Below are 17961 nucleotides of genomic sequence, written 5' to 3'. Positions count from 1 at the left end.
GAGGTTCAGGTGGGATGTCAGCGGGAGAGCGGGCGGAGCGGGAGGGAGGCTGAGATGGTGCGGTGCCAGCGGTTGGCGGGGAGGGTTGGATCGAGGGCGGCCATGCCGGTGGCGAATTTCGAGATGCGGCTGGGCCGGATGCCGTTCGCCCAGAGGTGGCGGTCGAGGGCACTGGCAGCGCTGCCCGATTTCGTTTCGATGATCACGGCGCCGTCGAGCTGGTGGGCTTGCCCGTCGGGTCGGCACCAGGTGACGCCGAGGTCGATCGTGGCCCGGCTCTTTGATTCGGGTAGGTAGAGGGTGATGCGGCGGTAGCGGGTTTCGATCACAGGCTGCAGTGCGCCGGAGGGAAATGTGCCGATGGAGTACGCCAGCGTTTCGTTGACGTATTCCAGGCCTTCAGGGGTGAGGCGGTGGCTGTCGGAGAGCGCGTAGGGGATGCGCTCCTTGACGGTCGCGGCGCGGGCCCCCTCGGTCTTCACTTCGAGGAAGCTGATGTCACTGTCCACGTAGGTGCGCGTCCTGATTTTGTAGCGGCGGCGTCGGCCGTGGGCGGCGAGGAGGTAGCTGTCCAGGGTCGGGGTGTCGAAGTAGACGGAGTCGTAGGTGAACGACCGCCGGCCGGACATCTCGAGCACTCGGACGTCGTCGCCGAAACTCTCGATGATGTGGGTTGCTGTCCGGGCGCTGACCACGTACTTGCGGTCCATTCTGGTCTGCAGGGCAGCTGCGGTGTTGAGCTCCTCGAGGCTGACCCCGGACCGGTTGGTGAGATTCCCGAAGTGCGGGACACTCATCGCACGTCCGCCGTCTGCTGCGTGCCGCTGGCACGGCCACCCAAGGAGTGATCAGAGCCATCGGGGTCGTCCCTCGGGGTCGGTACGTGGGTCGGAGCGCCTGCGGGCAAGGTCTCGGGCAGGTTCGTGTAGTAGATGGTGCCGACCGAGCTGTCCGAGGTTGAGGGGGCGGTGGTGGACGGCGTCCCTAGGGCTGTGCGGTCGGCCGGCAGGCTGTTGGTGGAGACTTCGTACCGAACATCAACGATCGTTTTGTCGTTGACGAGGTCCAGTTCGGACACGGTGGCGGAATGGATCCGGGCGTTCAGGACCTCGGCCAGACGAAGGCGGAGCACATCCTCATCACCAATGGCCTGGTCGAGCACCACGATCTGGTGGCGGTAGGCGGGCAGTACCCGCGAGTGGTCGCCGATGAACATGACGGCGAGGATCAGTCCCATGAGGGCGAGGGGCAGCCAGAGAGGCTCGGCGCCGAGGCCGGCGATCAGCCCGAGGGCGAGGGCGGAGAAGTAGTAGGCGACCTCGTGCTGCGCCAGTTCGGTGGAGCGCAGGCGAATGATCGACAGGACACCGAACAGTCCGAGGCCCAGGCCGACGCCGGCCGCCGAACCCGAGAGCGCTGTTGCTACCGCGAGGACTCCGACGTTCATTCCCAGGTAGGAGACGACGAGGTCCCGGCGCCGGTGGCGGCGCAGGTACAAGCCGAAGGTCAGGAGCGTGATTGCCAGCAGGTCTGCGGCGATGAGGATCAGGATGTTCATGTCATGTTCTCCAGGACGTGGATGAATGTTCTTCTTCTACGATGCGAGCGGACCCTGTGCCACTGCTGTGTCTGGGCACAGCACGGCATATGAGCACCGAGGATCCGGCTCAGGCCACGCGACGGGCCGTCATCGAGTCCGTCATCGAGTCCGTCGCCGGGTCTGCTGCGGGGTCTGCTGCGGGGTCTGCTGCGGGCCGTGGTGGCTGGATCAGGATCGGGCTCCGGAGGGTTTGCGGACCGCCGGCGCGAGGACTTTCGGGCGGAGTTCCGTGGGGTGGGACGGCGTCCCCGCGCCTCGAGAGAAAGCGTTTCTGGATGGTGAAGCTGGCGACGAAGAGCGTCGTTTCGGTGCTGACCTTGGCCGTGATCTCGGGTAGCCCGAGGTCTGTGAGCAGGAAGATGGAGGCGTAGTTCGCTGCGAGCAGGGCCACGACGAGGGTGAAGTACCGTAGAGCGGCGGCGGATGGGGGCCGGCGCCGGCCACCAGTGAACACGAGGCTGCGGTTCATGAGGAAGTTGATGGATGAGCTGATAAGCCTCGCCCCGACGACGGCCAACAGCAGCGAGTCCGTCAGCAGGCCGAGGACCACGAAGGCTGCGAGGTCGATCCCGAAGGCGGCCAGCGAAGACAGGGAGAATTTCAGCAGCGGTGCGTAGATACGGGCCGAGTCCACCAGTGGCCGGAAGTGGGACGAGCTGTTCCCTGCGAGGTAGATGGTGGAGATCGGGACGCTCTCGATCCGGTGGCCGGCCTGGCCGACCTGCAGCAGCAGGTTCAGTTCGTACTCATACCGGTTGCCGCGCACCGACTGCAGCCAGGGAAGCATCGCCGCCGGATACCCTCGGAGCCCCGTCTGCGTGTCATGTAGCCGTACACCCGCAGCATGACGGAACAGGGTGCGCGTGAGCGCGTTGCCGAGTCGGCTTCGGACCGGCACATCGCCGTCGAACCGCCTCTCCCCCAGCACCATCGTCGAACCAGTGAAGCGCGGACGCTGTCCTTCCTCGCGTACTCGGGCCGCTACGCGGAGGATGTCTGGTACCTCGTGCTGGCCGTCGCTGTCAGCGCAGACCACGCCCTCGCCGGGGTGATGGCGCCGCGCGTAGCCGAAACCAGTCTTGAGCGCCTGACCCTTGCCCCGATTAGAGGGGTAGCCGATCACGGTAGCTCCCACCCGGCGGGCGTCGTCGAACACGGCGGTGAAGCCCGGGCCACTTCCGTCGTCGACCACGAGGACCATCAGGCGCGAATCGATGGACAGGAGATCGGTCACGAGCCGCGGCAAGGCGGCATCGGGCTGGTAGGCGGGGATGAGGATGATCACCGTCGCTCCCCTACTGCCCGATGTACAGGATGTCGGAGGTGCCGCGTTCCTCGCCCTTGCCGAGCGGGTTGTTCACCAGCTCACCGTCGAAGTACATGGTGGAGGATCCGCCGCCGTCGATGTTGTACGCGGTCGTGGCGCCGAGGCCCTGCATGATCGACGCGAGTTCGGTCATGGTGACTCCGTCGCTGTAGCCGTCGGAGCGCCCGTCGACAGCGACGAAGACCAGGTGGTTCTCGTCGATCACGCCGATTGCGGTGCGGGGCTGCTCGCCCTGAATGGAGTGGTTACCGACATTGGTGTCGACCTCGACGTCCTCGATCCCGGCGGCGATCTCTCCGCCGTCCAAGAGGGAGGGTCCGAAGGAAAGCGTGTTCCAGACACCGTCCGCGAGAAGCTCCTCGGCCGTCGTGGTCGTCTCGTCGTAGACCTTGACGGTGCCATCCGCGTAGAAGGCCAAGCCCTGCCGGGCTCCGTCGTCGCGGTAGACGACGCCGTTACGAATGACGATCCCGGTGTCCCGGAAGCCGTAGTAATCGCCGTTGATGGCAAAAATCGCATCTTTGGCCGCGGCGATCTCCGAGGTCGTCTCGGTGATGTTCTCCCCGAAGCTGTCCTGGGCAAACGCAGACCGGAGCGTGGTCGCGTCGGTCAGCTCGACGTCGGCCACGTAATAGGTGACGGTCTCGTCACCCGAGCCGGTGACGACGGTGGAGATCTCGATACTGCTGTCCACCGAGACGTACGAGGTGTCCGTCAACTCCGCTGCCACCGTGTCCGATACCGTGTCCGCTCCCGCGTCAGAGGCTGTGCCGGTGGCGGATCCTGCCGTGGTGTCCGTGGTGTCCGTGGTGTCCGTGTCTGTGGTGGTGCTTGCTGCCGCCTGTTCCGCTTCGTACTCGGACACGTTGGCGATCTCGACCTTCTCGATGACGAAACGATCAAGCGCCCAGGCCGTAGTGCCGCCGGCAGCGAGAGTCAGGGCGAGGGAGGATGCGAGGATCATTCTGCGGAGGCGTCCCGGACTACGGGGCTTGGCGTGTGTTGGCATACTCCAAGTTCTACGGAGCGGCCCTATGGCAGGAGTATGCCCTTCTTATGCGGTGGCTGTGAGTGTGCTTCACGGCTTATCACCATCGTGGGACCGGTGGATCTCAGCGCCGCTCCCCCGATGGGCGAGAACAGCCGCACCGGTGTTCAGCAACAAATGGCTCCATTGACGGTTCGCATCGTGCTGTCTGGCGCTGTCTGGCGCTGAGCACAGGTACCGCATCGATGACGTCGTTAGAGGACGTTGTTGAATGACGGCTTTAGCGAGAGGAAGGCCCCGGTGGTATCCAGGGCCTTCCGTTCAGCATTCTCAGGGCTTAGTGACGCCCACCACCGAGGAGCCCGAGCTCCACTGCCTTGGCGGCGCCGTCGGCTTCTGCCTGGGTCAGGGAGCCGTCTGCCACTGCGGCGTCGAGCTTCTCCTGCACGGCTGCGGATCGCTCTGCCTGCTCTGCGGCCTGGAGCTCGTCGACGGCGCTCTGCACAGTCGCTTCATCGACGGCTAGGGTCTCGGCCAGCGAGCTGACAACGGCACTCTCAAGTGCTGCACGATCGTGCTTCTCCCCGTCGGTGGTGTCGATGCTGTCTCGGGCGGTGTCCTGCGCGGTGTCGAGTGCGTCGCTCACCGTTGCCTCATCGAGGCCGAGCGCCGTCGCGAGGTCCGCGGCGTCGATTCCGCGACCTCCACCGCCGCGGTGCCCGTGTCCGCCCCTGCCGGCGTCGGTGTCGGTGTCGGTGGTCGCATCGTCTCCGGTCGAGTCGTCAGCGGTGGCGGAGGACGTGGCGGTAGGTGCAGGGGTGATTGTCGCCGCTGATGCCATCGACGTGACGCCGAAGCTCAGTCCGAGGGCGACTGCTGCGGCGCTGGCGCCGAGTGCGATCTTTGTGGAGTTGATCATGATGATTGGTCCTCGCTCTGCCGCTGGGCGGCCTTGGTGATCATTTCTGATGATCGTTCTCAGGTGAACGATTGTGTGACGTCCTGGTTGGTGGACTGCTATCAACTCTGTGGTGCAAAGGTAAGCAGGTGCTGTCGCGTACCTGTCACGAAGCTGTGAGACCGTGGCGGGCTCACAGCTGTCGTGAAGTGACGTGCGGACGGGTGCCTTCAGAGTTGAGGCCGCGCATAATTCACAGGTTGGTGCTAAGGGCGGCGAATACTACGCATAGGGTCGGTTCGTAGAACTGATGTATGGCTATCAGAGAGTCCCCCACCCAACCGGTCACCCTTCATGGTTCACATCGGAACGTGCCCCCAGCACCTGCTGTGCCTCCGACGGTCGGATTGCCTGCCTCCACCTACAGGGAGAGGGCCCGGAAGCGTTTGTGGGCAGCTGATGCGCTGACCATCGTCCTGGTCACTTCCGTCGCAGTTGCTGTCGCCCTGTTCCTCAGCGACGGCGGCGCCGCCGGATTCGGCTCGTTCGCGGGAATGTTGACATCCATGGGTGTGATTGCGGGTCTGGCAGCCATGGACCTGGTGCTCGTGATGTTCCTGCTGTCCGCGCGGGTGCCGATCATCGACAGGACGATCGGGCAGGACAAGGCACTTCTGGTCCACGGCTCCCTGGGTGAACCCATCCTCTATCTGCTCCTCGCTCACGGAGCGTTGCTCCTTCTGGGGTACGCAGCCACCGAAGGCATCAGCCCTGTGGCCGAAGCGCTCTCCCTCTGGGCCAGTGGCCTGGACCTCAGGTGGGCGGTCCTGTCTTTGGTCTTGTTCGTACTCGTCGCGGGGACATCCGTGATCGCCGTCAAACGCCGGCTCCCCCAGGAAATCTGGCATGGAATTCACCTGCTCACCTATGCAGCGGTGGCCCTGTCCATTCCCCACCAGTTCAGCCTCAGCGGGCTCTTCGCGCCGGGCACCATCCAGCGCTGGTACTGGATCGCACTGATGGTCCTCACGGGCGCGGCAGTCCTGACCTATCGGGTGCTGCTGCCAACCATCCGATCTCTGCACCATCAGATACGCATCACCCGGGTCACCGAAGTAGCACCGGGCGTAGCAACGATCGATATGACCGGCCGGGACGTGGAACGCCTGAATACCCGCGCGGGCCAGTACTTCATCTGGAGGTTCCTCACCCCTGACCTGTGGTGGCAGCCTCACCCCTTCTCCGTATCCGCCAGACCAACGCCCACCTCCCTGCGCATCACGGTCAGGAACCTCGGCGCGGGGACAGCGAAACTGATGAGCATCCGGCCCGGGACCAAGGTAGCGATCGAGGGTCCCTACGGCATCTTCACCGAAGCCGCCCGGGCCTCAGCCCAGGTCCTGCTGATCGGCTCCGGCATCGGGAACTCACCCATCCGCGGACTCCTCGAGGACCTGACCTTCCCCTACGGAAGTGCAACCGTGATCCTGCGCGCCTCACGCCCGAACGAGGTCTACCTCCTCGACGAAATCAGCGCCCTCTGTGAGCAGCGGGGAGCACGACTGTTCGTCCTCACCGGGCCTCGAGCTACCTGGAACTCCTCCTGGTTGCCGGCGTCCGCCGTCGCTTCCGGGTACACCATGACCTCCTACCTCCCGCCAGGACAGGTGCCCGACGTGTATGTCTGCGGACCCCTGCCCTGGACCGATCTGGTCCTCGCGGACGCCCGTAACGCCGGCTTCCCGTCAGAGAACATCCATTCGGAAAGGTTCGCACTATGAAAACCAGAGCACTCCTCGGATCAGGTGTCGCCTCACTGTCCATCCTCGTCCTGGGGTGGCAACTAGGCGTGCAGCCGGCAACCGTCCAGGCAGGCACCACCGTCAGCAGCACTCCGACGACGCCGGCGACCAGCACGGAAACCACAACCACCACTGACACGGACTCTGACTCTGACTCGGGCTCTGACTCTGACTCGGGCTCTGACTCTGGAACATCTGCAAGCATCACGACGGAGTCGGACATATCCGCTGTCTCCTACACCGGTGTCACGGTCGAGCACGAGTACGGGTCAGTGACCGTCACCATCACCGTCGCGGACGGAGCCGTGGCCGATGCCACGGCCGAGTTGAGCACAACTCACGGCGACAAGTCGGAGCGCATCAACACGTGCGCTGTCCCACTCCTGCGCGAGGAAGCCCTTCAGGCGCAGTCGGCGGAGATCAGCATGATCAGTGGAGCCACGTACACGTCAGAGGCCTACCTGGAATCGTTGCAGTCGGCCCTCGATCAGGCGGGTCTCTGATGTCTGCCCGACCGGAGCGCAGAAGCCTGACGGGGTACGCCCGTCGCACACCTCACGCCCGCACGAGCGGTGACACTGACGTCCACCCTCCCGAACCACATTGCTCATCCGTGATCTACCGGCCTCTGCCGCGAGACACCAGCGTCGCCGCCGCGTCGTCCATGATTCCGTGTACCGCTCCTCCCCGAGGTGCCTCGCACGTCGTTTCGCACCCGACCACCCCGTCCCGGAAGGATGACCCATGCGATCACGAGCCGTCGTCTCAGCTGTCACAGCCACTGCCTGCGTCCTGATCATCGGCTGGCAGATCGGCGCCCAGGCCAACGACGCTGCAGCCACGACTGCCGGCGCTGACGACACGGGCCGGGGCGGCGGGCGGATGTCGACCGCTTTCATGGACCTCCCCGACGGTCCCGGTCGCAGGGGCCAGGGCAGCCGAGGACAAGAAATGGCGGCTATCGGCGCCGGGGACGCAGTCAACGCTGCCGCCGCTGCAGATGGGACATACACAGGCCCCCCTGTCCCGTACCCACGCGGGTCCGTGAGCGTGGCCGTGACGGTGGCAAACGGTGTCTTCACCGATGTCGACGCCGTCATCACCGCCCAGAACCCGGTCTCCCGAAACATCAACGAACGAGTCGAAGCCCACCTGAACAACTCCGTCCTCACCCAGCAGAACACGGACATCACCATGATCAGTGGATCCACCTATACCTCGCAGGCCTACGCTGCGTCCCTGCAAGCCGCACTGGACGAGGCAACATCATGGTCCTTGACCCGCGTACCATGCCGTCCCAGGGAACCTGCGGCCGGGAGGCCGATTGGGCTTCCTCCCCCAGCGAGGACGACCTCACCACCGGTCCGGCGACGACCTTCCAGACGATGGGCACGATAGTCAGTTTCCGGGCATCACCACATGTGCAGGTCGCTCTCTCAGGGGACCTGCAGAGGATCTTCCGGCACCATGACGAGCGGTTCAGCCTCTACAAGCCGGACTCCGAGCTGAGCAGGGTTGCCACCGGCCGTCTCCCGCTGTCGCGGAGCTCGCTGGAGCTCCGGGACATGTATGCCCTGGCCGTAGAGTGGCGCAGCGTCACCGACGGCCTCTTCGACCCGCAGAATCCTGATGGTGGATTGGACCTCAACGGTGTCGTGAAGGCCCACGCCATCGAGCAGGCCGGGGAATTCCTCTGGCAGGAGGGCGAACATGATTGGTCCCTGAACTGCGGAGGAGACATCCTGTGCAGTGGCACCCAGTCACCGGGTGCGCCGTGGCTCATTGGTATCAGCGACCCTGCGGACAGGTCAGCGATGGTCGCCAGTGTCACGACGTCCCCGGATCGGATGGCCATCGCTACATCAGGAGTCAGCGAACGAGGACACCACATCTGGTTCCCGACCACTACCACCACCGGGAAGAAATCCCGGTCCGTTGTTCAGGTCAGCGTTGCCGCGGCTGACATCCTCACCGCTGACGTGATCGCAACCGCGATCTACGCTGGTGGAACTGACTCCCTGCAAGACATGGCAGAGCGCTTCAAGGTCGACATTTTCACCATCGACGCGGACGGACAGACACGGTGGACCGTGGAACGACCGCCAGCCGACCCTTCCAGCGCGAGCAGGGGTCCCGGTACCAGCGCCGGGTTTGCCTTCTTCTGACACTTCCCCACCCGTTCGAACGGGTATTGAACGAGCAAAAGGACCGTCCGGGTCTGTGGTCCGGCGGTCCTTCTGCATGAGTAGCATCACTGTCTGCGTCAGTGGCTGGTGCGTTCTTCGTCCGATCCGTTCACCTTCCATCGACCGTGCTGATGGCTCAAGCATCCGGCTCGCGTCTGTGTCACGGCTGTCCCTGCACCCTGCGAAAGCTGAGAGCTGGCTGCACAGCACCCGCACAGGTGCCGATAAGCCGTGGTCTAAGTTCAGGCAAGAAAGTGGAGGAACAACGACGGACCTGCCAGGAGGACACCATGATCAGCTACCGCCCCATCCCCGAGCTCACCGTAGGACGCAAGGGAATCCGTGCCGCGTTCGCCGGCATGGCCCTCGCCGCGGTCCTCGGCACCACTGCTTTCGCCCCTCTGGGCGCCGAGGCGACGGCACCCGTGGCTGATGCTCGTGCCACCGTCCTCGTGGGGACCACCGTCTCCACGGAACAGGTCACGGTCCGCCGCCAGGACACCGGTGGAGCGCTCGATGTCGGTGCTGCGGCCGGCCCCCTGGCTGCCTGACACACCAGGCTCCCGCACAGTACAGCCACCTTGAACGACCGGTGCGGAATACTGGATCGCATCTCACCGCCGCAATACCCGGCCCCGCCGGCACCGACGAAAGACCCCACACGATGGCCGACGCCTCGCACCACTCGATGACCGACAACCTGCCCCGCCTCGCGCACCCCGACGGCAGCCCCATTCGGGCGCTCGTCGTGGACGACGAGACAAGCCTCGCGGAACTCGTCAGCATGGGACTCCGCATGGCCGGCTGGAGCGTCACCACAGCGAATGACGGCGCCTTAGCGGTGTCCGCTGCGCGCGACTTCCACCCCGACGTGCTGGTCCTCGACGTGATGATGCCCGGAGTGGACGGCATCGAGGCGCTGAAGAAGATCCGAACCTTCGCCCCCAACGTGCCTGCACTGTTCCTGACCGCAAAGGACGCCGTCCAGGACCGCATCACCGGGCTCTCGGCCGGCGGTGACGACTACGTCACCAAGCCCTTCAGCATGGAGGAGCTGATGCTCCGCCTCCACCGCCTCGTCCAGCGCTCCGGCGTCGCGGCATCGGACTCAGCCGAACTCGTCGTCGGGGATCTCGTGATGAACGTCGACACCCGGGAGGTCACCCGTGGCGGCGAAGACATCCTCCTGACGTCCACGCAGTGGGAGCTTCTGCGCTACCTCATGGAGAACCCGCGCCATGTCCTCAGCAAGGCCCAGATCCTCGACAACGTCTGGAACTACGACTTCGGCGGACAAGCCAACATCGTCGAGCTCTACATCTCATACCTGCGCAAGAAGATCGACGTCGGACGCGCGCCCATGATCCACACCGTCCGCGGCGCCGGGTACGTCATCAAGCCCGCCACCTCGTGACCACTCCCCGTGCTGCCGGCGTCAGGCCACACCGCCGGCCGCTGCACCTACGCACCACACTGATCCTGGCGACCCTGGCCCTGCTCACCACGATCTGCGTCGCGATCGGCGTCTTCAGCCACGTCGCCATGAGCAACTACCTCACCGGCCAGCTCGACGAGGCCCTCGCCCCTGCCGCTGACCGTGCCGGCGGCGGTGACGGCCCTCGTGACGGCCCGGATGACGGCGACCGACCCTTCCGTGGCCTCGATCCCGGAAACGCCGCAGGCCAGCGACCCGGTACCCTCAACGCTGTCTACGGAAGCGACGGACAAGCACAGACCTCCGCGCTGGTGCAGGACGACGGCACCACCGATCCCCTCACCGCAGCCGACCTGGACCTGCTGGCCGGCGTCGATCCCGACGACCGGCCGCAGGAGCTCACCCTCTCCAGCGGGCACTACCGGGTCGACGCCGCCGCGCTGCCCAGAGAACTCACCTCCGAAGGGTCCGTCCTCGTCACCGGCCTTCCCACCGCGGAGAGGGACAGCACCCTCCTGTCCCTGGACCTCACCATCACCGGGTTGTCCCTCGCCGGCCTCATCCTGACGGGCCTCACCGGGACGGTGATCATCCGCCGGTCCCTCCGTCCCCTCGAAGAACTCTCCGCCGTCGCGACGTCGGTCTCCCGACTGCCCCTGTCCTCTGGCGAAGTCACCATAACCGTCCGGGTCCCGCCCGCGGCCGCGCAACCGGGTACCGAGGTCGGCACCGTGGGACTGGCCCTGAACGAGATGATCGACCATGTCACGAGCGCCCTGCGCGCCCGCCAGTCGAGCGAGATGAAAGTACGACAGTTCGTCGCCGACGCCAGCCACGAGCTGAGGACACCCCTTACCTCGATCCGCGGCTACACCGAGCTGATCCTCATGAGCGAGAACATCAGCCCCTCCGGCCGATCCGCACTCGAACGTGTGGACAGCGAATCCAAGCGCATGTCCTCCCTCGTCGAGGACCTCCTGCTGCTCGCCCGCCTCGACGAAGGCCAGCGCGGTGAGGTGTCCGACGTCGACCTCACCGAACTCGTCATCGAAACCACCAGCGACGCCCAGGTAACGGCGCCCGGATACTCCTGGAGCCTGGAACTACCAGACGAGCCCGTCGAAGTGCGCGGCGTGGAAGCCGAGATCCGCCAGGTACTCATCAACCTGCTCTCCAACGCCCACAAGCACACCCCTCCCGGCACCGCCATCGCCACCGCTGTGATACTGAACGGGCCTCACGCACACATCACCATCACCGACAGCGGCCCCGGCATCGACCCGGCGTTCCTCGACACCATCTTCACGCGATTCAGCCGGGGCGACACCGCAAGAACCGCGAACACCGGCAGTACAGGCCTCGGCCTCGCCATCGTCCAGGCCCTCATCAAAGCCAACGACGGCACAATCAGCGTCACCAGTAAGCCCGACAGCACGCAGTTCCGCGTGCAGCTACCCCTGGTCGCGACTACTTCACAGCCACACCACACACCCGGCCAAGAACTCACAAAGGATCCGTCACCGGGCGGTCATGAGCTCTAGCTCCACCTGTACGTGCGCCATCTAACGATCACAGAAAACCGCCATTTATCGCTCCGATCCACATCGTTTGCGCTGTCGTAGCCCATGTGTAGCGAAGCGAGTACGTTCGTTTAAGAAACGGGTGTCCCCAGGCCGCCCGACTGTGTGGATCGCAACGCTATATTGCCGTGTTTTCGCGCCGATATCTGACGTGTCAGATCGGCGCATCGACTCGCATCCCGTAGGACGCGAGGCACGAGGACGAGACACCCGTGATCCGGCAGCGTCACGGCCCTCTTGAGTGTGTGTCGTAAGGTGGCCCTCGTACTTCGAGTTTCTTGGTTCAGCAGCGAAGTCCTGACCCTTATGAGGGTCAGGACTTCACCTGGTGCTTCGCGTGATCTAAGCGGGTTTGAGTTCTGCTTCCAGTTCCGCGAGTTCTTGCTCGAAAGCAGTCTCTTCGACGACAGGGGCGGGCGCCGATACTCCGGCAACTTCCGTCAGGGTTGCGCCGTTTGTGGCAGCTGGCCAGCCGATCGCTTCATCAGCGCCTCGGAGGTTTCGGAGCCACCAAGCCCAGTCTTCAGGAACGAGGCTGAAGGGATCCTGGTAGCCCAGCAGCCGGGCCGCGTAAACCGGCCAGTGCGCGTTGGCGAGGGCAGGACGGCCCAGATACACGAGATCGAGCAACTCCTCCTCGATAACCCTGTTGGCGAGCTCGGGTTGTCCCAGGTTCCAGCTGGTAGCGATAGGTATACCTACTTCATCTCGGACACGGGTGGCGTTCTTCACCATCCCGCCAAGAGTGCCGATCGGAATGTCGCCCTGCATATTGTCGGTGTTGAAGCCGATGCTGACATCGGCAAGGTCCAAGCCGTGTTCCTTCATCCACCGGATGGCTGTGATCGACTCATCGACCGTGACGCCATCGGGATGGAGATCGTCGATGCCCAGGCGCATGGTCAACGGAATGTGATCCGGTAGCACCGCGCGTACTGCGTCGAGGGCTTGGAGGTGGAATCGTGTCCGGTTCTCGAGGGTGCCGCCGTACTGGTCGGTGCGTCGATTTGCGAGAGGGGAAAAGAACTCGGAGCCGAGGTAGCCGTGGGCGAAGTGCAGTTCCACCCATTCGTAGCCGGCCTCCACTGCTCGACGTGTGGTGTCGGCGTAATCCTGCATGATCTGGTCGATCTCACCTGTCGTGAGTTCCCGTGGAACGTAGGGCATGTCCCCGCCGTAGGCGATTGCGGAGGGTGCACGGGTTTGCCAGCCCGCTTCATGTTCGGGCGGCAGCATGTGGCCGCCCTCCCACGGTGTGACGAGGCTGCCCTTCCGTCCAGTGTGACCGAGCTGGATCCCGGCGACCCCACCCATTGACTTGATCATGTCGACGACGCGTTTGTGGCCTTCGATCTGGTTGTCGTCGTAAAGTCCGGCGCAGTGTGTCGTGGTGCGACCGTCAGGGGTGATGGCGATTTGCTCAGGAAAGACGAGCCCAAAACCGCCGGCAGCACGCGCGCCGAGGTACATGAGGTGGAAGTCGTCAAGCTTTCCATCGGTTGACCGGTACATGGTCATGGGTGACATCGCTATGCGGTTGCGTAGCGTGACGCCCTTCAGCGTGTAGGGAGTGAAGAGGTTCGGCATCAGAATCCTTTGAGGACGGTGGGAAGTACTGATGCAGTGAGTTGATCAAGGTCAGACACCGGGCAAGGGTCGCAACTATTACCAACCAGTTAAGTTGTATTCACGGCGGCCGAGGACCAGTGAGAGATCCCCAGACGGGTCCTGTCGCAGGCCGGAAACATAGCTGATCCGCTTCATAGGCCCGGCACTGAGCACCTCATGATCCAGCCAGACAACTGACGCCTCGCAACCCATGGGATATGAGGCGTCTCGCCGCCCTCCTCGGCGCACTGCCCACATCACGTGACTACCGGTTTCAGAGCTTCAAGCGCAATGAAGCGCAAGTGTCCGAGGCGGGGTACGAAGGCATGCCTGCGGAGCTGGAGCGTTAAGAAGCCGTAGAGATGTGCGGCTTCGCTGTGAGGAAAGCGTAAGGATCGGCTTTTCGGTCCGATTCGGGGTGTGTACTCAAGCTCGTGCCTTCCAGGGCACCCGTTCGGCAGGAAGCCGGCGGCCCGAAGTGCACTATCCCGTCTAATGGAGTTCCTCGTGCTTGACGTCGTTTATCTCGTGGGTGTCGTTGCCCTGTTCAGTGTGGTTGTTCTGATCGCCCAGGCGGTGGAGAAGCTGTGATCGTCTTCAACCTGATTGCGCTGGTGCTCGGCATCGCGGCCCTGGGCTATCTGGTCTACGCGCTCGTGCGCCCGGAGCGTTTCTGATGACCCTCGCCGCGGCTCTTCTGCCGTTGTTGACTGTTATCGTCGTCCTCGCCCTGCTTTACCGCCCGTTGGGTGATTACATGGCGCGGACCTTCACCGGCACGAAGGACCTCCGCGTGGAGCAGGGGTTCTACCGCGTGCTGGGCGTGAACCCGGGGTCGCACCAGTCGTGGCGCTCCTACCTGACTGGGGTGCTGTCTTTCTCGGCCGTGAGCGTGCTGCTCGTGTACCTGCTGCAGCGTACGCAGGCCCTGCTGCCCTATTCGCTCGGACTGCCGGCCGTCCCGGAGGGCCTGGCGTTCAACACGGCCGTCTCGTTCGTGACCAACACCAACTGGCAGTCCTACTCGCCGGAAGTCACCATGGGCTACGCCGTACAGATGGCGGGCCTGGCGGTGCAGAATTTCGTCTCGGCCGCCGTCGGCCTCGCAGTCGCCATCGCCTTCGTGCGCGGCTTCGTTGCCCGTCGCAGTGCGACGCTCGGGAACTTCTGGGTGGACCTGACCCGCGCTCTCTTCCGCGTCCTCCTGCCGGGCGCGGTCATCGCGGCCCTGGTCCTCCTGGTGGGCGGCGTGATCCAGAATGTCAACGGCTTCACGACCGTCACCACCCTCACCGGCGGTGAACAGGTCGTCCCAGGCGGCCCGGTGGCCTCACAGGAGGCCATAAAAATGCTGGGGACCAACGGTGGAGGGTTCTTCAACGCCAACTCGGCGCATCCCTTCGAGAACCCCTCACCGTGGACCAGCGTGTTCCAGATCATCCTCATGCTCGCGATCCCGTTCAGCCTGCCGCGTACGTTCGGCACCATGATCGGGCAGCGCCGGCAGGGCTACGCCATCCTCGGTGCGATGTCCGTGATCTTCCTGCTGTCACTGACTGCGGTAACCCTGGCCGAACTGGCAGGGAACGGCACCGCGCCGCAGGCCGCGGGAGCCGCGATGGAGGGCAAGGAGCAGCGCTTCGGGATCGTCGGGTCCGTTCTGTTCGGGTCGGTCAGTACGCTCACCTCCACGGGAGCCGTGAACTCGATGCATGACAGCTACACCGCGATCGGTGGCATGCTCCCGATGATCAACATGATGCTCGGCGAAGTGGCTCCGGGCGGTGTGGGTTCGGGCCTGTACGGCATGCTGGTCCTCGCGGTCGTTACCGTGTTCATCTCCGGACTCCTCGTCGGAAGGACGCCCGAATACCTGGGCAAGAAGATCGGCGCTCGCGAGATCAAGCTCGCGAGCCTCTACATCCTCACCATGCCCACGCTGGTCCTCGCCGGGACGGCCCTGAGTTTCGCCGTCCCTGCCCTCCGCGAGGACATCGACGGCACCTCGATCCTTAACCCCGGGCTTCACGGTCTGTCCGAGGTGCTGTACGCGTTCACGTCGGCCGCTAACAATAACGGCTCGGCGTTCGCGGGCCTGACGGCGAACACGCCGTGGCTGAATACCGCGCTCGGTGTGGCGATGCTGCTGGGTCGCTTCGTGCCCATGGTCTTCGTCCTCGCCCTCGCGGGCGCGTTCGCCGCCCAGGACCGGGTTCCCGCCACCGCCGGCACCCTGCCCACGGACCGCGTTCAGTCCACCACCCTCCTCGTCGGCGTCACCGTCGTCGTCACCGCCCTCACCTTCTTCCCCGTGCTCGCACTGGGTCCCCTTGCGGAAGGACTGCTCTAGACCATGTCCACCACCACCAAAACACCCGCCGTCAGCGACAGCGCCACCCGTCCGCCCACATCCCCACAAAAGGCCTCTGCGTTCTCCGCCGGACAGCTTGTTCAAGCCCTGCCGGGCGCGTTCCGCAAGCTCGATCCACGGGAGATGTTCCGCACGCCAGTCATGTTCATCGTCGAGGTGGGCGCGGTCCTCATCACCGCCATCGCCATCGCCGAACCGTTCCTCGGCGGACCCGAGGCCTCGGGCGGCAGCGACGTCCCGGCGTCGTTCTCCTGGCTCATCGCCATCTGGCTGTGGCTGACGGTTCTGTTCGCGAACCTCGCCGAGTCCGTCGCGGAGGGCCGCGGCAAGGCTCAGGCCTCCAGCCTCCGCCAGGCACAGACGGGCACGACGGCACGCGTGGTCCGAGATTATGCGCCCGACACCGATCCCGGTGCCCACCGCGCCCTGATCGCCGACGTCCCGTCCTCGGGCCTGGTGCTCGGGGACATCGTGGTGATCGAGGCGAACGGCCTCGTGCCGGGCGACGGCGAGATCATCTGGGGCATCGCCTCGGTAGACGAGTCCGCCATCACCGGCGAATCCGCTCCTGTCGTGCGCGAGTCCGGCGGTGACCGCTCCGCGGTGACCGGCGGGACGCGTGTCCTGTCGGACCGGATCGTCGTGCGCATCACAAGCCGGCCCGGTGACACCTTCGTGGACCGTATGATCCGCCTGGTGGAGGGCGCCGAACGCCAGAAGACCCCCAACGAGGTGGCGCTGAACATCCTGCTCGCCACCCTCTCCATCGTCTTCACCGTGGTGGTACTCACCGTCAATCCGATCGCCAGCTCCTCCAACGTCGCGGTCAGCGTGCCCGTCCTCGTGGCGCTGCTCGTCTGCCTGATCCCCACGACCATCGGCGCACTGCTCTCCGCGATCGGCATCGCCGGCATGGACCGGCTGGTGCAGCGCAACGTCCTGGCCATGTCCGGCCGCGCGGTCGAAGCAGCGGGCGATGTCACCACCCTGCTGCTCGACAAGACCGGCACCATCACCTACGGGAACCGGCGGGCGAGTGAGTTCATTACCGTCGCCGGGTCCGACCGCCACGAGTTGATCGCGGCTGCCGCGCAGTCCTCGCTCAGTGACCCGACACCGGAGGGCACCTCGATCGTGGACCTCGCGGTCACCGAGGGCTTCATCCGCGAGGAAGTGGACGGCGGGGTCGTTCCGTTCTCCGCGCAGACGAAGATGAGCGGCGTCGACTTCGTGAACGGTTCGAGTGTCCGGAAGGGCGCTGGTAACGCCGTCCGTGAGTGGGTCACCGCCGCCTCGGGAGTCGTCACTGCGGAGCTCGACGAGGCGGTGGACCGCATCTCCCAGCTGGGAGGGACTCCGCTCGTGGTCGCCGTCCGGGACGCCACCGGTAAGGCCCGCGTCCTCGGCGTTGTGTACCTCAAGGACGTCGTGAAGGAAGGACTTCCCGAGAGGTTCGCGGAGCTCCGCACCATGGGCATCCGCACCGTCATGATCACCGGCGACAACCCGCTCACCGCCAAGGCCATCGCGGAGGAGGCCGGCCTGGACGACTACCTCGCCGAGGCCACACCCGAGGACAAGATGCGCCTTATCCGCAAGGAACAGGAGGGCGGGGCGCTCGTCGCGATGACCGGCGACGGCACAAACGACGCCCCGGCCCTCGCACTCGCGGATGTCGGGGTCGCGATGAACACCGGCACCTCCGCGGCCAAGGAGGCCGGGAACATGGTGGACCTCGACTCCGACCCCACGAAGCTCATCGACATCGTCCGCATCGGCAAGCAGCTGCTCATCACGCGCGGGGCCCTGACCACCTTCTCCATCGCGAACGACGTCGCGAAGTACTTCGCGATCATCCCAGCCATGTTCATCGGGGCGTTCCCGGCCCTCGCGGCACTCAACGTCATGCAGCTGCATTCGCCGTCCTCGGCGATCCTCTCCGCCGTGATCTTCAACGCGCTGATCATCATCGCGCTGATCCCGCTCTCGCTGAAGGGTGTGAAGTACCGGGCGGCCTCGGCGTCGAGCACCCTGAACCGGAATCTGCTCATCTACGGTCTCGGTGGGATCATCGCCCCGTTCATCGGCATCAAGGCCATCGACCTCCTGTTGTCCTTCATCCCCGGTTTCTGATCGTCCACCCCTGCCCTATCACCGCAAAGGCCC

The 17961-nt window shown here is 64.9% G+C and carries 16 protein-coding genes; 10 read left to right on the top strand and 6 right to left on the bottom strand.

All coding sequences use genetic code 11. From position 1 onward, the window contains the following. Positions 1 to 17: 17 nt before the first annotated feature. From ASF21_RS11170 to ASF21_RS11150, 5 genes are all read right to left on the bottom strand, one after another. Positions 18 to 797, bottom strand: a complete 780-nt coding sequence (locus tag ASF21_RS11170) for a polyphosphate polymerase domain-containing protein (RefSeq protein ID WP_055771016.1) — start codon at positions 795 to 797, stop codon at positions 18 to 20. Next, positions 794 to 1558 carry a DUF4956 domain-containing protein gene (locus ASF21_RS11165; protein WP_082471497.1) on the bottom strand — a complete coding sequence of 255 codons (765 nt, stop codon included), beginning with the start codon at positions 1556 to 1558 and terminating at the stop codon, positions 794 to 796. Before ASF21_RS11165 ends, ASF21_RS11170 begins: the two co-directional genes overlap by 4 nt. Positions 1559 to 1667: 109 nt before the next feature. After that, complete coding sequence (locus ASF21_RS11160; RefSeq protein WP_082471496.1) at positions 1668 to 2885, bottom strand: bifunctional glycosyltransferase family 2/GtrA family protein; 1218 nt, start codon at positions 2883 to 2885, stop codon at positions 1668 to 1670. Positions 2886 to 2895: 10 nt separating this feature from the next. Then, positions 2896 to 3936: a phosphodiester glycosidase family protein gene (locus tag ASF21_RS11155; protein WP_055771012.1), complete on the bottom strand. Its 1041-nt coding sequence runs from the start codon at positions 3934 to 3936 to the stop codon at positions 2896 to 2898. Positions 3937 to 4252: 316 nt separating this feature from the next. Continuing rightward, positions 4253 to 4834 carry a hypothetical protein gene (locus ASF21_RS11150; protein ID WP_055771008.1) on the bottom strand — a complete coding sequence of 194 codons (582 nt, stop codon included), beginning with the start codon at positions 4832 to 4834 and terminating at the stop codon, positions 4253 to 4255. A gap of 425 nt (positions 4835 to 5259) precedes the next feature. Here ASF21_RS11150 and ASF21_RS11145 point away from each other — a divergent pair, with 425 nt between their 5' ends. From ASF21_RS11145 to ASF21_RS11120, 7 genes are all read left to right on the top strand, one after another. Then, on the top strand, positions 5260 to 6594 hold the full coding sequence (locus ASF21_RS11145) for a ferric reductase-like transmembrane domain-containing protein (protein WP_157365879.1): 1335 nt from the start codon (positions 5260 to 5262) through the stop codon (positions 6592 to 6594). A gap of 293 nt (positions 6595 to 6887) precedes the next feature. Further along, complete coding sequence (locus tag ASF21_RS17060) at positions 6888 to 7118, top strand: FMN-binding protein (RefSeq protein WP_162237543.1); 231 nt, start codon at positions 6888 to 6890, stop codon at positions 7116 to 7118. Positions 7119 to 7359: 241 nt separating this feature from the next. Next, positions 7360 to 8013 (top strand): FMN-binding protein, encoded by a 654-nt coding sequence (locus tag ASF21_RS17575; protein ID WP_157365878.1) that lies wholly within the window; start codon positions 7360 to 7362, stop codon positions 8011 to 8013. Then, a complete protein-coding gene (locus ASF21_RS11135) occupies positions 7905 to 8780 on the top strand; it encodes an FAD:protein FMN transferase (protein ID WP_414826629.1) in 876 nt (291 codons plus the stop codon). The genes ASF21_RS17575 and ASF21_RS11135 overlap by 109 nt, the downstream gene beginning before the upstream one ends. A 311-nt stretch (positions 8781 to 9091) precedes the next feature. Beyond that, positions 9092 to 9352 (top strand): hypothetical protein, encoded by a 261-nt coding sequence (locus ASF21_RS11130; RefSeq protein ID WP_055771001.1) that lies wholly within the window; start codon positions 9092 to 9094, stop codon positions 9350 to 9352. 113 nt (positions 9353 to 9465) lie between these two features. Beyond that, complete coding sequence (locus tag ASF21_RS11125; protein ID WP_055770998.1) at positions 9466 to 10215, top strand: response regulator transcription factor; 750 nt, start codon at positions 9466 to 9468, stop codon at positions 10213 to 10215. After that, positions 10212 to 11777, top strand: a complete 1566-nt coding sequence (locus ASF21_RS11120; RefSeq protein ID WP_082471494.1) for a sensor histidine kinase — start codon at positions 10212 to 10214, stop codon at positions 11775 to 11777. Before ASF21_RS11125 ends, ASF21_RS11120 begins: the two co-directional genes overlap by 4 nt. A gap of 381 nt (positions 11778 to 12158) precedes the next feature. Here the strand turns inward: ASF21_RS11120 and ASF21_RS11115 are convergent, their stop codons facing one another. Beyond that, complete coding sequence (locus ASF21_RS11115; protein ID WP_082471493.1) at positions 12159 to 13403, bottom strand: NADH:flavin oxidoreductase/NADH oxidase; 1245 nt, start codon at positions 13401 to 13403, stop codon at positions 12159 to 12161. 608 nt (positions 13404 to 14011) lie between these two features. On the opposite strand from ASF21_RS11115, the gene kdpF reads away from it, so the two are divergent. The 3 genes from kdpF to kdpB are packed head-to-tail and all read left to right on the top strand — an operon-like array spanning position 14012 to position 17928. Further along, positions 14012 to 14101, top strand: a complete 90-nt coding sequence (kdpF, locus tag ASF21_RS11110) for a K(+)-transporting ATPase subunit F (RefSeq protein ID WP_055770995.1) — start codon at positions 14012 to 14014, stop codon at positions 14099 to 14101. Beyond that, a complete protein-coding gene (gene kdpA, locus ASF21_RS11105; protein WP_055770992.1) occupies positions 14101 to 15774 on the top strand; it encodes a potassium-transporting ATPase subunit KdpA in 1674 nt (557 codons plus the stop codon). The genes kdpF and kdpA overlap by 1 nt, the downstream gene beginning before the upstream one ends. 3 nt (positions 15775 to 15777) lie before the next feature. Then, the gene (gene kdpB, locus ASF21_RS11100; RefSeq protein ID WP_055770991.1) at positions 15778 to 17928 is read left to right on the top strand and encodes a potassium-transporting ATPase subunit KdpB; all 2151 of its coding nucleotides are present in this window, start codon (positions 15778 to 15780) and stop codon (positions 17926 to 17928) included. Positions 17929 to 17961 lie beyond the last annotated feature (33 nt).

It is taken from the genome of Arthrobacter sp. Leaf234 (assembly GCF_001422665.1).
GTDB lineage: Bacteria > Actinomycetota > Actinomycetes > Actinomycetales > Micrococcaceae > Arthrobacter_D.
Note: the sequence above shows the minus strand (reverse complement) of the source record. Positions and strands in the feature narration are given on the sequence as shown.